General features: G+C 56.6%; 13 protein-coding genes. 4 read left to right on the top strand and 9 right to left on the bottom strand.

Features of this window, described 5'->3' with window-relative positions; translation table 11 throughout:
• Positions 1-2 precede the first annotated feature (2 nt).
• The 6 genes from rsxD to ydgT all read right to left on the bottom strand — a co-directional run bounded on the left by rsxD (position 3) and on the right by ydgT (position 5,668).
• Positions 3-1,061, bottom strand: a complete 1,059-nt coding sequence (gene rsxD / locus HFD94_RS07030) for an electron transport complex subunit RsxD (protein WP_010245395.1) — start codon at positions 1,059-1,061, stop codon at positions 3-5.
• Positions 1,062-3,623 (bottom strand): electron transport complex subunit RsxC, encoded by a 2,562-nt coding sequence (rsxC, locus tag HFD94_RS07035; protein WP_167432941.1) that lies wholly within the window; start codon positions 3,621-3,623, stop codon positions 1,062-1,064.
• A complete protein-coding gene (gene rsxB, locus HFD94_RS07040; RefSeq protein WP_010245386.1) occupies positions 3,616-4,194 on the bottom strand; it encodes an electron transport complex subunit RsxB in 579 nt (192 codons plus the stop codon). Before rsxB ends, rsxC begins: the two co-directional genes overlap by 8 nt.
• Positions 4,194-4,775 carry an electron transport complex subunit RsxA gene (gene rsxA, locus HFD94_RS07045; RefSeq protein ID WP_003853423.1) on the bottom strand — a complete coding sequence of 194 codons (582 nt, stop codon included), beginning with the start codon at positions 4,773-4,775 and terminating at the stop codon, positions 4,194-4,196. The genes rsxB and rsxA overlap by 1 nt, the downstream gene beginning before the upstream one ends.
• Before the next feature lie 123 nt (positions 4,776-4,898).
• The gene (locus HFD94_RS07050; RefSeq protein WP_010245382.1) at positions 4,899-5,342 is read right to left on the bottom strand and encodes a DUF2569 domain-containing protein; all 444 of its coding nucleotides are present in this window, start codon (positions 5,340-5,342) and stop codon (positions 4,899-4,901) included.
• A gap of 110 nt (positions 5,343-5,452) precedes the next feature.
• Positions 5,453-5,668 (bottom strand): transcription modulator YdgT, encoded by a 216-nt coding sequence (gene ydgT / locus HFD94_RS07055; RefSeq protein ID WP_003853427.1) that lies wholly within the window; start codon positions 5,666-5,668, stop codon positions 5,453-5,455.
• 688 nt (positions 5,669-6,356) lie between these two features.
• On the opposite strand from ydgT, the gene ytfQ reads away from it, so the two are divergent.
• From ytfQ to yjfF, 4 genes are all read left to right on the top strand, one after another.
• On the top strand, positions 6,357-7,313 hold the full coding sequence (gene ytfQ / locus HFD94_RS07060) for a galactofuranose ABC transporter, galactofuranose-binding protein YtfQ (RefSeq protein WP_010245380.1): 957 nt from the start codon (positions 6,357-6,359) through the stop codon (positions 7,311-7,313).
• 76 nt (positions 7,314-7,389) lie between these two features.
• On the top strand, positions 7,390-8,910 hold the full coding sequence (locus HFD94_RS07065; RefSeq protein WP_010245377.1) for a sugar ABC transporter ATP-binding protein: 1,521 nt from the start codon (positions 7,390-7,392) through the stop codon (positions 8,908-8,910).
• Complete coding sequence (gene ytfT / locus HFD94_RS07070; protein ID WP_010245375.1) at positions 8,903-9,919, top strand: galactofuranose ABC transporter, ATP-binding protein YtfT; 1,017 nt, start codon at positions 8,903-8,905, stop codon at positions 9,917-9,919. The genes HFD94_RS07065 and ytfT overlap by 8 nt, the downstream gene beginning before the upstream one ends.
• Positions 9,916-10,902, top strand: coding sequence for a galactofuranose ABC transporter, permease protein YjfF (yjfF, locus tag HFD94_RS07075; RefSeq protein WP_122888914.1), 987 nt, complete (start codon positions 9,916-9,918; stop codon positions 10,900-10,902). Before ytfT ends, yjfF begins: the two co-directional genes overlap by 4 nt.
• Positions 10,903-10,946: 44 nt before the next feature.
• Here yjfF and HFD94_RS07080 read toward each other — a convergent pair whose 3' ends face one another.
• The 3 genes from HFD94_RS07080 to HFD94_RS07090 form a co-directional block, all read right to left on the bottom strand.
• Positions 10,947-11,414 (bottom strand): GNAT family N-acetyltransferase, encoded by a 468-nt coding sequence (locus HFD94_RS07080; protein WP_122888913.1) that lies wholly within the window; start codon positions 11,412-11,414, stop codon positions 10,947-10,949.
• Positions 11,415-12,083: 669 nt separating this feature from the next.
• Positions 12,084-13,583 (bottom strand): L-arabinose isomerase, encoded by a 1,500-nt coding sequence (gene araA / locus HFD94_RS07085; RefSeq protein WP_010670082.1) that lies wholly within the window; start codon positions 13,581-13,583, stop codon positions 12,084-12,086.
• Between the two features lie 209 nt (positions 13,584-13,792).
• Positions 13,793-15,490: a ribulokinase gene (locus tag HFD94_RS07090; RefSeq protein ID WP_022625708.1), complete on the bottom strand. Its 1,698-nt coding sequence runs from the start codon at positions 15,488-15,490 to the stop codon at positions 13,793-13,795.
• Positions 15,491-15,579: the final 89 nt, after the last annotated feature.

Here is a 15,579-nt window from a genome sequence, read left to right on the forward strand (position 1 = left end):
GCTTAATCCTTCTGATGGCCGTAAACGCGCGGCTGGGTGTAGTAATCGATGAGCGGCACGCAGATGTTCGCCAGCAGCACAGCAAACGCTACGCCATCGGGATAACCGCCAAAACTGCGGATCAGCCAGACCAGCAGTCCAATCAGCGCGCCATACACCAGGCGGCCACGGTTGGTGGTTGAAGCGGTCACCGGATCGGTGGCAATGAAGAACGCACCCAGCATGGTGGCACCGGAGAAAAGATGAATCAGCGGGCTGTTCAGCGATTCTGGTGAGAAGAACCAGCCCAGCGTCGCGCAGAAGGCCAGTGACAGCAGCATGGCGGCAGGGACATGCCAGCGGATAGCATTTTTCCAAAGCAGGAACAGGCCGCCGGCCAGATAACCCACGTTAACCCACTGCCAGCCGAGGCCCGCCAGCACGCCGCTGTAAATCGGCTGCGCCAGCAGATGTTCAGCACTGTGCCCCGCGCGTAAACCAGTTTTAAACGTATCAAGCGGCGTCGCCTGGCTGATGCCATCAACACCCATCTGTAACTGCTGCATGGTTTCACCCGCCAGCGTGTGGCCCCGGAACACCATGCTCAGGCTGTCCATCAGCCCGGGTTTGATCGCCTGAAGCGTATCGGGCGGCAACCAGCTGGTCATCTGCACCGGGAAGGAGATGAGCAGGACCACATAGCCGACCATCGCCGGGTTAAACGGATTCTGGCCCAGTCCGCCATAGAGCTGCTTCGCAATGACGACAGCAAACAGGGTACCGATCACCACCAGCCACCACGGCGCCAGCGGCGGCAGGCTGATACCGATCAGGACGGCGGTCAGCAGCGCCGAGTTATCTGCCAGCGTGCTGGCAACGGGCGCTTTGCGCAGTCGCAGAATCGCTGCCTCTGTCAGCCAGGCGGTCAGCGTCGCCAGTAAGACCTGTAAAAAGGTGCCGTAGCCAAAGAAATAACACTGTGCAGCAAAACCTGGCACCGCGGCCAGCACCACCAGCAGCATGATATTGCCGGTGCTGCGGCGATTATGGGTGTAAGGAGAACTTGCGATACGAAAAGCCATTTAATCCTCAAGCGTCGTAGACGACTGCGCTTTACGCGCTTTGGCACGGGCGATGGCGGCAGCAATAGCGGCCTTGCGCGCATCATCGGGTTGATTCAGTTCAGGTGCCTGTTCAGGTTCTGCATTGGCGTTGTTTGCCTGCTCCTGGGCCTGCTCCGCTTTATCCACCGCAAAATGCGCGGCGGTAGCCAGTGCTGCGGCATCACGTGAAGCGGCATCCGCCTCACTTTCCGCCTGAGCGGCTTTCTTCGCTTTGGCGCGGGCGATGGCGGCCTGAATCGCGGCTTTACGCGGATCGGTCTCAGCGGCGGCGTCTGTCGCGGCTTCTGCAGTTTTGTCGGTTGCGGCCTGCGGTGCCTCGGCGCCTTCAGCCTGTGCGGCTTTCTTCGCTTTGGCGCGGGCGATGGCGGCCTGAACCGCGGCTTTACGCGGATCGGTCTCAGCGGCGGCATCTGGCGCAGCCTCTGCAGCGCTGTCGCCTGCGGCCTGTGCCTCGGCGTTTTCAGCCTGTGCGGCTTTCTTCGCTTTGGCGCGGGCGATAGCGGCCTGAACCGCGGCTTTACGCGGATCGCTTTCAGCGGCGGCGTCTGCAGCGCTGTCGGTTGCGGCCTGCGGTGCCTCGGCGCCTTCAGCCTGTGCGGCTTTCTTCGCTTTGGCACGGGCGATGGCAGCCTGAACCGCGGCTTTACGCGGATCGCTTTCAGCGGCGGCGTCCGGCGCGGCGTCTGCAGCGCTGTCGGTTGCGGCCTGCGGAGCCTCGGCGTTTTCCGCCTGAGCGGCTTTCTTCGCTTTGGCGCGGGCGATGGCGGCTTCTACTGCCGATTTACGCGGATCGACACTGGCCTCAGCCTGGTTATCCGCCGCATCAACCGGCACTGTTTTCTTCGCTTTCGCCCGGGCAATAGCCGCTTCAACTGCCGCTTTACGCGGATCGACGGTCTGACGCGTCACCGGCTGGGTTTCAGCCTGCGCCTCGGCCTGACGCAGACGCGCCTGCGCATGGCGGGCTTCACGCTGGGCTTCAAGCGTTGCCTCATCCGGTTCGGCCGTCTGGCGGGCTTTCACCCGCGCTTTGGCCGCAGCCAGTTCGCTGGTATCGGTGCGGGCAACGCGTTGCTTCGCCTCTTCATGACGCGCTTCACGAGCCTGCTTTTCACGCTCCAGTCGCGCCTGGCGTGCTTCGAAGCGTGCTTTGGCTTCCAGCGTGCGTTTCGCTTCCAGATCAATGGCGCGCAGTTCCGCTTTTTCCTGACGGTAATATTGCACCAGCGGAATATTGCTCGGGCAGACATAGGCGCAGGCACCACATTCGATGCAGTCATCAATATGGTGAGCGCGCGCTTTATCGTGATCGCCGCCCTGGCTGTACCAGTAAAGCTGCTGCGGCAGCAGTTTGGCCGGACAGGCATCGGCACAGGCTGAACAGCGAATGCAGGACTGCTCTTCGTCGTTGTTGCCCATTTCACTGGCAGATGGAGCCAGAATACAGTTGGTGATCTTCACCACTGGCACATCCAGCGATGGCAGAGTAAAGCCCATCAGCGGACCGCCCATGATCACCATCTGACGCGGCGCAGGCGTGAACCCGACCTGGTGTAACAGATGGCTGATCGGGGTGCCGAGACGACTCCAGACGTTACGCGGCTGGGCAATCGCCTCGCCGGTCAGCGTTACAACGCGTTCGGTGATCGGTTCACCATTGATAATGGCCCGCTTAACCGCCCAGGCGGTGCCGACGTTCTGCATCAGCACGCCGATATCGGAGGAACGCCCGCCGTGCGGCACTTCCTTCCCGGTCAGGATGCGGGTCAACTGCTTGGCACCGCCGGAGGGATATTTGGTCGGGATGACCCGGATGTGCAGATCGCGCTCGCTACCCAGCGCCTGCTTCAGTGCGGCAATGGCTTCAGGCTTGTTATCTTCAATGCCAATCAGCACCTGTTCAGCCTGTAACACCCAGGCGAGAATACGGCTGCCTTCCAGGACTTCGGCAGCGTAGTCCTGCATCAGACGATCGTCAGCGGTGATATAAGGTTCACACTCCGCCGCGTTAATAATCAGGGTTTTAACCCCGCGCAGGCCGCCCTTCAGTTTGGTGGCGGTGGGGAAACCCGCGCCGCCGAGACCGGCAATGCCGGCGTCGTGAATACGCTGCACAATGTCGGCGCGCGGATGCTGCCGGTAGTCAGGCAGCGGATCCAGCGGCATCCAGCGGTCGTCGCCATCTGGCGTCAGGAAAATGCAAAGCTCAGAGAGACCTGAAGGGTGCGCGGTCATATGCTGACCGATATCTTCAATCACGCCGGAGGTGGGCGCGTGGACTGGCAGCATGCGGCCAGTGCCAAATGTCAGAGGCTGACCGCGCAGCACTTTGTCGCCAGGCGCAACGCAGATCTCACCTTCATGTCCGATATGCTGTTTCAGCGGGATAATAAAACGGTGCGGCAACGGCAGTTCGGAGAGCGGCGTGCCGTTGGACTGGGTTTTCATTTCCGGCGGATGAATACCACCCTGAAAATCCCAGACCTTCTCTTTTTTCAGGAAGTTAAACAGATTAAGCATGAGTTTCTACCGGGATCACCCGTACAGGAATGGTATTTAAATCCCACTTCCAGTTAGCTGGCGTGGTGGCAACCGGACGCATTTCAATACAGTCAGTCGGGCAGGGCGCGACACAGAGATCGCAGCCGGTGCAGACATCGCTCAGCACGGTGTGCATGGCGCGGGTTGCCCCGACAATCGCATCTACCGGACAAGCCTGAATACATTTGGTGCAGCCAATGCAGTTGGCTTCATCAATAAACGCCACGGTGCGCACCGGCTCTTTCGCCGTTTCATCGCCATCAATCGGCTGCGGTTCAACGTTAAGCAGGGCTGCCAGCTTGAGCATGGTCTGCTCACCACCTGGCGCGCATTTATTGATCGCTTCACCATTGTTACCGACCGCATCCGCATAGGGGCGACAGCCCGGATAGCCACACTGACCGCACTGGCTCTGCGGCAGAATGGCATCAATCTGCTCAACGATAGGATCTTCTTCGACTTCAAAGCGGCGCGAGGCGTAACCCAGCAGCGCGCCGAACACCAGGCTCAGCGCACTTAATACGGCAACAGCAATCCAGATCGCGGTCATCAGAATTTCACCAGACCGCTGAAGCCCATAAACGCCAGCGCCATCAGGCCCGCGGTAATCAGGGCGATGGAGTTGCCTTTAAACGGGGCAGGAACATTGGCCAGCACCAGCCGCTCGCGCATACCGGCGAACAGCACCATCACCAGCGAGAAGCCGATAGAGGCACTGAAACCATACAGCGCGGCCTGCATAAAGGTGTGGTTAAGGTTGACGCTCAGCAGAGGTACGCCCAGCACCGCACAGTTGGTGGTGATCAGCGGCAGAAAGATACCCAGCAGACGATAGAGCGACGGGCTGGTTTTACGCACCACCATTTCGGTGAACTGCACCACGACGGCGATCACCAGGATATAGGCCATGGTACGCAGATAGACCAGATCCAGCGGCAGCAGGATCAGATGGTTGACCAGCCATGCGCAGATCGAGGCCAGGGTAATGACGAATGTCGTGGCGAGGCCCATGCCAATCGCCGTTTCCAGTTTTTTGGAAACGCCCATAAAAGGACACAGGCCGAGAAACTTCACTAATACGAAGTTATTCACCAGCACGGTGCCAACAAAGAGAAGCAGATAATCGGTCATTTTTTCGCCTGGGAGCCAGAAAGCGGCTTATTATCATTGATAGCGCGGCGTATCTCAACACCTGCGCCATCTGCTGAGCGGCAGACCGCACTCAGAATTAAATTCCTGACATAACTCACAGCGTTATGGCGCGATAAAGGTCGTTTTTACCCGTTTTGAGCGTTTGAAGTAGGGCGCAAACACCGCAGCGGCCAGCAGCGACAGCAGTAATGTCTGGAGGGCACGGCTATCGGTAACCGGCGTAAAGGCAAAGGTTTTCAGCGCCAGCAGCACGGTAATCAGCAGCCAGAGCAGGTAGTGACGCGGCAGGCGGCGGGAGCGCTTAAAGAACAGCCAGCTGATCCAGAGACTATAAGCCCAGACCGCCACGGCGGTGAGCAGGGAAATAGCCCAGTAAGAGAAGAGTGTGCTGCCGTGAGAAAACAGCGCCACACGCCATTCCGGATTAAACAGTGGTGTCAGATACATCGCCAGCACCAGAACGGTGGTTAACAGGGTCATTATCAGCCAGGCCAGCGGCAGCAAAAGCCAGCCACCAATACGCGGCGCAGCAACCTGTTCATTCATCGTGGTTATTCCTGTCTCGGGGAGTCGAAGCGCAGCAGAATAACATGTCCAGAGGGGCACGCCCATCCGGACAAGATCAGCGGGATAAACAGCGATAAATCAGCCGAAAATCAGACCACGTAGCGCCACACCGTTTTAGGGACACAGCCGAGATCATATAACCGTCCGCCAGAGACCAGTTCAGCACGTCGGTGATCGGCAGCCCGGTACATATTGATGATTTCCAGATCATTCGTCAGGGAGTAATTAAGATGATCGAAAAGCTTTTCCAGACTGTCTGAATTATTTACTTTGCGGAATTTAAGCAGGTAATCGTGCGCAGTCATCATTGCCATAACAGATAGAAGTAACAAAGGAGTGCTCAGTATAGGGGGCACGCTTATGCTGTCCAGATCATGCGGCTTAAAAAAGGCGAAAATCAGATAAAAGCACCTTATTAGTCACTAAAACTCCATATCTGGCTTTTTTACTATTGTCTGAGCCAGCAACTCAGCGTCTCTATCTTAAACACCTCACTAACTTATTACGGACAGAGCCGGCTTAAAGCGTTTAAAAGCAGAGGTTAACTATTATTTTTTTTCTTATTCAGCGCTGACAATGCATTAGTGGCTTCTTTCTCACCCTTTTAGCCCAAAAAAAATTAACCATTCTGCACTTAGTGCCAGAGAAACGTTTCGCCCCTGACTCAGGCCAGCGATCTACTGTGCGGACTATCACAAATCCCATTTTTTGTTCATCGCAGGCCGGATAACCCGTTTTGTACGCCTGGCTGTAATCGTTTCCAGTGGCAGTAAGCATAAGCGATTCTGTTTATTACAATTATTTAACGAGCAGATTTTTTCTACTCAGCCGTTTTATCCATAACTCCCTCGTCAGCCAAACCGTGTGACTACACGTAACCCCTTTAAATTGCTCTGTTTTGTGAAGTGTGTCGCCATTATGCACGCTTTTTTAGTCCAGTCTAAGCAGGCTCTCTACCCTAAACAGCAAACGCCTTTCAGAGGATTAAAAACTATGTGGAAACGTTTACTTCTGACCACGCTGGTCAGCGCCGCGTTAACCGGCCCGGTACTCGCTGCAGATATGACGGTCGGCTTCTCGCAGGTAGGTTCGGAATCTGGCTGGCGTTCGGCGGAAACCAACGTAGCGAAAAGCGAAGCCAAAAAACGCGGAATCACCCTGAAAATCGCCGACGGACAGCAGAAACAAGAGAATCAGATCAAGGCGGTACGTTCGTTCATTGCTCAGGGCGTTGATGCCATCTTCATCGCACCGGTGGTGCAGACCGGCTGGGAGCCGGTACTGGAAGAAGCCAAAGATGCCAAAATCCCGGTTTACCTGCTGGACCGCGCCATTGTGGTAAAAGACAAATCGCTCTATCAGGCGGTGGTGACGGCTGACAACGTGCTGGAAGGCAAGCTGATTGGCGACTGGCTGGTGAAAACCGTGGGTGACAAGCAGTGTAACGTGGTGGAACTGCAGGGCACGGTGGGTGCCAGCGTGGCAATCGATCGTAAGAAAGGCTTTGCTGAAGCGATCAGCAACCATCCAAACATTAAAGTGATCCGCTCGCAGTCGGGTGACTTTACCCGCAGTAAGGGTAAAGAGGTGATGGAGAGCTTTATCAAGGCGGAGAACAACGGCAAAAACATCTGCATGGTTTACGCGCATAACGATGATATGGCGATCGGTGCCATTCAGGCGATTAAAGAAGCTGGCCTGAAACCGGGCAAAGATATTCTGACCGGCTCGATTGATGGTGTACCGGATATCTATAAAGCGATGCTGGCGGGTGAGGCTAACGCCAACGTGGAGCTGACGCCAAACATGGCTGGCCCGGCGTTTGATGCGCTGGAAAAATTCAAGAAAGATGGCACGCTGCCGCCAAAAGTGATCAAGACCGAATCTAAGCTGTTCCTGCCTGCCGACGCGCAGAAGGAGCTGGATACCAAAAAAGGCATGGGTTACTGATTCACCGATCAGCCGCAGACCAGCCGCAGACCGCCCTACGGGGCGGTTTTTCATGACGTGAGGCGGAGTGAGCAGAATGACCACGCAAAATGAAACACCGCTGTTATCCATCAGCGGCGTCAGCAAAGGTTTTCCCGGCGTCAAAGCGCTGAATAATGTTTCCTTTGATATCCGTAAAGGGGAGATCATGGCGCTGCTGGGGGAGAACGGTGCCGGCAAATCCACCCTGATTAAAGTGCTGACCGGTGTTTACAGCCGTGATGCAGGGACCATCACCCTGAATGGTGAGCCGATTACGCCGCATAATACGGCGCAGGCGCAGGAGATGGGCATCGGCACCGTTTATCAGGAAGTGAATATGCTGCCGAACATGTCGGTGGCAGATAACCTCTATATTGGCCGCGAACCACGCCGCTTTGGCATGATTGACCGTCGCCGGATGGTGCGGGAGGCCGATGCGCTGATGCGGAACTATGGTTTTTCCCTTGATGTGACACGTCCGCTGGGCCACTACTCGGTGGCGATGCAGCAGATTATCGCCATCTGCCGCGCGGTCGATCTTTCCGCCCAGGTTTTGATCCTGGATGAGCCGACAGCCAGTCTGGATGCCAGCGAAGTTGAGATGCTGTTTACCCTGATGGCGCAGTTAAAAGCCAAAGGGATGAGCCTGATTTTTGTGACGCACTTTCTCGACCAGGTGTACCGCATTACTGACCGGATTACCGTGCTGCGTAACGGGCAGTTTATCGCCACCCGCGATACCGCCACGCTGCCGCAGATTGAGCTGATTAAGCTGATGCTGGGTCGCGAACTGCTGGAGACCGCACTGCAGCGGCAGGGCAGCACGCTGCGCAGCAATCAGCCGGTGGTGTCGTTTGAAGATTACGGCAGGAAAGGCACTATCGAGCCCTTTAACCTGGAAGTTCGTCCAGGCGAAGTCGTAGGACTGGCGGGGCTGCTGGGTTCGGGCCGCACCGAAACCGCCGAGGTGTTGTTTGGTATTCGTCGTGCCGACCGAGGGACAGCGAAGATCAAAGGCAAGGTGCAGCGCATTACTAATCCGGCGAAAGCCTCACAGCTGGGCATGGGTTTTTGCCCGGAAGATCGTAAGACTGACGGGATTATCGGCGCGGCCTCGGTTCGTGAAAATATTATTCTGGCGTTGCAGGCGCAGCGCGGCTGGTTACGGCCAATTAAGAAGCGTGAGCAGCAGGCGATTGCCGATCGTTTTATCAAGAGTCTGGGTATTCGTACGCCGCATGCAGAGCAGCCTGTGGAGCTGTTATCGGGCGGCAACCAGCAGAAGGTGCTGCTGTCGCGCTGGCTGGTGACCAAACCGCAGTTTTTAATCCTCGACGAACCGACGCGCGGCATTGATGTGGGCGCGCACGCCGAGATTATCCGTTTAATTGAATCCCTGTGCGCCGACGGTCTGGCGCTGCTGGTGATCTCCTCTGAACTCGAAGAGCTGGTCGGTTATGCCGATCGGGTGTTGATTATGCGCGATCTGAAGCAGGTGGCAGAAATTCCGCTGGAGCAGCTTTCGGTAGCGTCGATCGTCAATGCTATCGCGGACGGAGGGGTAAAACATGCTTGAGTCCCCTATGACATCTGAAAAAACGCCACGTCGTAAGCTGAAACTCCCGCCAGGGATGCCGCAAATCGCCGCGCTGCTGTTGGTGCTGTTGATTGACAGTCTGGTGGCCAATAACTTTTTTGCCGTGCATCTGCAGGATGGGCGTCTGTTCGGCAGTCCGATCGATATTCTTAACCGTGCGGCACCGGTTGCCCTGCTGGCGATCGGGATGACGCTGGTGATCGCCACCGGCGGCATCGATCTTTCCGTGGGTGCGGTGATGGCGATAGCAGGCGCGACGGCTGCGACATTGACCGTAGCCGGACACGGTGTGCCGTTTATTATTCTCTGCACGCTGGGAACCGGTTTAGCCTGTGGCGTATGGAATGGCGTGCTGGTGGCGCTGCTGCGTATTCAGCCATTTGTTGCCACGCTGATTCTGATGGTCGCCGGGCGCGGAATCGCTCAGCTGATTACGCAGGGGCAGATTGTGACGTTCGACAGTGACAGTCTTGGCTGGTTTGGTAACGGCTCGCTGTGGATGTTGCCGGTCCCGGTCTGGATCACACTGGTGGTAGCGCTGGCGGTCTGGTTGCTGACGCGCAAAACCGCGCTGGGTCTGTTTATCGAAGCTGTGGGGATTAATCTGCGCGCGGCCCGTAACGCGGGTGTGACAGGCTGGCTGGTGGTGATGTCAACCTACGCCATAAGTGGCGTTTGTGCCGCTGTTGCGGGGCTGATCGTCGCGGCGGATATACGCGGTGCGGATGCCAATAACGCCGGATTATGGCTGGAGCTGGATGCGATTCTCGCCGTGGTGATTGGCGGTGCGTCGCTGATGGGTGGCCGCTTTAATCTGGTGTTGTCGCTGATCGGTGCGCTGATTATTCAGTCGATGAATACCGGGATTTTGCTCTCCGGCTTCCCGCCTGAGCTGAATCAGGTGGTGAAAGCGGTGGTGGTGATGTGCGTGCTGTTGCTGCAGTCACCACGGTTTATTGCGATGTTGAAACGGAGACGCCCGACATGATTAAACGTCATCTTCCGCTGATGATCACCTTGCTGGTGTTTGTGGCGGGTTACCTGTTTTGTCTGAGTCAGTTTCCGGGCTTTGCCTCCACCCGGGTAATCTGCAATATTCTGACCGATAATGCTTTCCTTGGGATTATCGCCGTCGGCATGACCTTCGTGATTTTATCGGGCGGTATCGATCTGTCTGTGGGTGCAGTGATCGCCTTTACCGGCGTGTTTCTTGCCCGGGCGATCGGTGATTTTCATATCGATCCCTTGCTGGCCTTTGCGCTGATTCTGTCGCTGGGCGCGCTGTTCGGCGCCATGATGGGCTGGCTGATCGATGCACTGAAGATTCCGGCATTTATCATTACGCTGGCGGGGATGTTTTTCCTGCGCGGATGCAGTTATCTGGTGTCGGAGAACTCAATTCCTATCGATCATCCGTTCTACAGCATGCTTTCCAGTCTGGCGTGGAAAGTGCCGGGCGGTGGGCGTCTCAGCCTGCTGGCGGTGATTATGCTGGTAGTGGTGTTTGGCGGGATTATTCTGGCGCACCGCACGCGCTTTGGTAACCGGGTTTACGCCATCGGTGGCAATATGACATCAGCCCAGCTGATGGGTGTTTCGACCCGCGCGACCACCATTAAGATTTATATGCTTTCCACCACGCTGGCGACGCTGGCCGGGATCGTGTTCTCGATTTATACCTCGGCAGGTTATGCGCTGGCAGGGCTGGGTGTGGAGCTGGATGCGATCGCGTCAGTGGTGATTGGCGGCACGCTGCTGTCGGGTGGTGTCGGTACAGTTTTGGGCACGCTGTTCGGTGTGTTGATTCAGGGGCTGATTCAGACCTGGATTAACTTCGACGGTACGCTGAGTTCCTGGTGGACCAAGATCGCCATCGGAATTCTGCTGTTTGCGTTTATCACCCTGCAGCGGTTACTGACGGTCATCTGGGATCGTCAGCAGAACGCGCCCGTTAAGCGATTACCTTCCTGAGTTCTTCAGTACTCCGGTCAATGGCGGCTCGCAGGAGCCGCCTTTTACTGCGCAAGGCGCAGCACCATGACCGTGACTTCTTCACCCGCGATTTGCCGCTGTTCCACCGCCTGCCATCCTGAACGCTGATAGTACGCCTGTTGATCGGGTGTATAGAGCCACAGTTCACCCATCTGCTGTTGTCTGGCTCGCGCAATCGCCTGCTGTATTAACGCTTTTGCCACGCCCTGACCCCGGAATGTCTTGTCCGTCACCACCTCACCAATCCAGAATTCTCGTGCCGGAATGTCATCCAGTTCATAGCGAATGACGCTGCAGGTCGCGACCACCGTTTCGCCATCCGGTGTGGCAATAAGAGTAAATTCTGCCGAAGGTTTCTGATTGCGCTGTTTTAAACGCTCAAGGATGGCAGGCGGGTGAGACCATGCAGGAAGGTGTGACCATTCAGTGTGCAACAGTTGTGCGGTTTGTCCGGCGAAGCCGGGATGTTGGTTTAGCTCGGCAATGTGCATGGCGCTGGCGACCTTTGTTTTTGTCAGGCTACAAGCAATACAGGCTGGTGGGGGAAAGTACAAGTTCATGAAAGGGTTAAGTTATAGCAAAGACTTTGGTTCTCTTTTGTATGACAGGAAAAACAATCGCTTTAGATTAAGGAGCAGGGTCAGGAAAGGTATGCCTGATCGCAAAGGATTCCCGCATCCATGCGGATCGGCCGCGCCATCCCTGGCGCGGACGCTTTGCTTTTCAGGCATACCTTTCTTTCCCGGTTGGGCTGATGCATCGCTTTAAGAAGCAGGACAGTGGATATTTCTATTGATGGTGGATTAATAGAAATTGCTTTTGGCTGATGAGAAAGGTCAGGAAAGGTATGCCTGATCGCAAAGGATTCCCGCATCCATGCGGATCGGCCGCGCCCTCCCTGGTGCGGACGCTTTGCTTTTCAGTCATACCATTCCTTCCCGGTTGGGCTTGATCATTGCTTTTAAAAACATGCGAGAAAGTATTAATAAGGGGTAGATAACGAGCATTGAATTAAGGTGTTCGCCGCATGGGATTTTCAATTCCCCACTGAATAGCATAGTATTTATCAAAAACCGATGCCGCATAATCCTGCGTCGGCCGTTTCATTAACTTACTTAAGAGCGCTGTTAATTAAAAAATCGAACAGCGCCCTTTAGTTATTAACGTTTCAAACGGTAATACGCTTCGTTCCAGCGCAGTGCGTCTTTAAACGCAGGTAAACGCGTGTGCTCATCAATCACCAGCACTTCAATGTCGTTCATCTCACCGTACAGATACATATCATCCAGCGTCAGCGCCTGGCTGAACACCGTATGGTGCGCGCCGCCGCCCAGAATCCACGCTTCGGAGGCCGTTGCCAGTGACGGCTGGGCTTTCCACAGTGCGCGCGCAACCGGCAACTTCGGCAGCGGTTTCGGCTGTTCGATAGCATCCACCACGTTAACCAGCAGACGGAAACGATCACCCATATCAATTACGCTGGCGTTAATCGCGCGACCCGCTGGCGTTGAGAAAATCATGCGCGCCGGGTCGGCTTTATCACCAATGCCCAGGAACTGCACATCGATCAATGGCTTCTCTTCAATGGCAATTGACGGGCAGACCTCCAGCATATGCGAGCCGAGAACCAGATCGTTACCGGGTGAGAAGTGATAGGTGTAATCCTCCATAAAGGAGGTGCCACCTTTGCGATCGCCTGCCAGCACTTTGAAAATGCGCAGCAGCGCAGCGGTCTTCCAGTCACCTTCACCTGCGAAGCCATAACCCTGACCCATCAGACGCTGAACCGCCAGGCCTGGCAATTGCGTCATGCCGTGCAGCGTCTGGAAGTTGGTGGTGAAAGCGTGGCAGCCTTCTGCTTCCAGGAAACGTTTCAGACCCAGCTCAATGCGTGCGGCATCCAGCACGTTCTGACGCTTTTCGCCGCCGGAAGCGGCAACATCGGTAAAGCGATACAGGCTTTCATATTCGTCGACCAGCGCATTCACGTCGCCATCGCTGACGCCATTGATCACCTCAACCAGATCGCCGACGCCCCAGCCATTCACCGAATAACCGAACTGAATCTGCGCGGCGACTTTATCGCCTTCGGTCACGGCCACTTCACGCATGTTGTCGCCGAAACGCGCGACTTTCAGCTGCTGACTGGCCTGTTTGGTCAGTGCTGCACGCATCCAGTTGCCGAGGCGCTGCTGGCTGGCGCTATCCTGCCAGTGACCGGTCACCACGCTGTGCTGCAGGCCCATACGTGCGCCGATGAAACCGAACTCGCGGCCGCCGTGTGCGGTCTGGTTCAGGTTCATAAAGTCCATGTCCATGCTGTCCCACGGAATCTCCGCATTGAACTGGGTATGGAATTGCAGCAACGGCTTATTCAGCACGCTCAGGCCACCGATCCACATTTTGGCCGGGGAGAAGGTGTGCAGCCAGGTAATGATACCGACGCACTCCTTGTCATAATTGGCATCGCGACACAGAGCCAGCGCTTCATCCGGTGACTTAACCAGCGGTTTCAGCTCCAGACGCAGCGGTAAACCGGCCTGATTTAAACCCTCGACCACCTGACGTGCATTCTGTTCAACCTGGCGTAACGTCTCCGCCCCGTAGAGGTGCTGCGTGCCGATGACAAACCACACGCTGTAGCTGTTTGACTGTTCCATAAAACCACTCCTTTACTTTGAGCCTACCTCAATAGGCTATTTTATTTGTCAGTCTGAACCTGGGCAGTGCTCACACAGGCTGCTTTAGCAACCTGAACGCCCGTCAGGGCGGCCCTGAAAGGGCGAGCGTAGCGAGTCATCCTCACGTACTCCGTGTACTACGGATTGTTCCGCGCTGTCCGTGTCCAGACTGCCTGCAACAATTACGCCTACTGGGATAGGCTCTTAGCGGAAGCGGGGCGTGCGGCGTATTGCGGTTCAGCCGCCACGCACCATTGTTGATAGCGTTGATAAAGTTGTTGATAGCGGGCGACGCGCGCCGGATCGGGCTGCAGCGTCACGGCAATCGGGCTGGCCATCACCTGCTGGGCGTCGGGAACGCTGGCGTGCACACCGGCGGCGACGGCGGCGAAAATGGCCGCACCCAGCGCACAGCACTCGTCAGAGGCGACGATATCCAGTGGGCGGTTCATCACATCGCAGCAGGCCTGCATAATTGCCGGGGATTTCCGCGCGATGCCGCCCAGGGTCAGAATGCTCTCGACCGGGATCTGCTGCTGTTCGAAGCACTCCATAATTGCGCGTGCGCCAAATGCGGTGGCGGCGACCAGACCACCAAACAGGGCGGGGGCATCGGTGCCCAGATTGAGGTCGGTAATCACCCCTTTCAGCCGCTGATTGGCATTTGGCGTGCGGCGACCGTTAAACCAGTCCAGCACCACCGGCAGATGGTCGAGCTGCGGGTTTGCGGCCCAGGCCTCGGTCAGATCTTTAATCAGACTCTTTTGCATCTCAGCCAGCTGAGGCTTCAGCTCCGGATGCTGCTGCGCCGCCAGCTGCAGCGGCCAGCCCAGTAAACGGCTGAACCAGGCATAGATATCACCAAAGGCAGACTGACCCGCCTCCAGCCCGATAGCGCCTGGCATTACGCTGCCATCGACCTGACCACAGATGCCTTTGATGTCGCGATCGCCGACCTTTTCGGTATCCGCAATCAGGATGTCGCAGGTTGAGGTGCCGATCACTTTCACCAGCGTATAGGGTTTGGCACCGCCACCGACCGCGCCCATATGGCAGTCAAATGCGCCACCCGAAAGCGTCACGGTTTGCGTCAGACCAAGACGCTGCGCCCATTCAGGGCTAAGCGTGCCGACAGGCAGATCAGCGGTCCAGGTATCAGTAAACAGGGGAGAGTCGAGCTGTTGCGTTAACAGCGGGTCCAGCGCATTGAGAAAATCGACATCGGGCAGGCCGTTCCAGTCGCCGTGCCACAGCGCCTTGTGCCCGGCCGCACAGCGCCCCCGACGCAATTTGTCAGGTGCAGTGGTGCCGCTTAACAAGGCTGGCACCCAGTCGCACAGTTCGACCCAGGAGACAGCGGCGTCACGCACGGCCGCATCTTCACGCGACACGTGCAGAATCTTCGCCCAGAACCACTCAGAGGAGTAAATCCCGCCAATATAGCGGCTGTAATCCTGGAAGCGGCCGCTGTGGCACAGCTGATTAATCTCTTCTGCTTCTTCTATAGCGGTGTGATCTTTCCACAACACAAACATCGCGTTGGGGTTGTCGGCGAACTCCGGACGCAGCGCCAGCACGTTGCCGTCGCGGTCAATAGGTGCAGGGGTCGAACCGGTGCTGTCAACACCAATGCCGACCACGGCGTTGCGCTGATCTTCACTCAGTGCATTCAGTACGCCGAGCAGTGCCTGCTCCATGGCGTCGATGTAATCCTGTGGATGGTGACGAAAACGGTTAGTGTGCGGATCGCTGTATAAGCCCTGTTGCCAGCGCGGATAGCTGAACACCGCACTCTGCAGCTCTTTGCCGCTATGACAATCCACGGCCAGCGCACGCACCGAATCACTACCAAAGTCCAGCCCAAGGGTGATGGCTCCAGCACGCATCGGAATCTCCTGTAGTTAGTTAACTCCTGTATCCTGGGTTCGGCGCGCGAAATCAGTTAGTCATCGCTGGCTGACAATATGCACTTTTC

The sequence above is a fragment of the Pantoea sp. EKM20T genome, from assembly GCF_011800485.1.
Lineage (GTDB): Bacteria > Pseudomonadota > Gammaproteobacteria > Enterobacterales > Enterobacteriaceae > Pantoea > Pantoea agglomerans.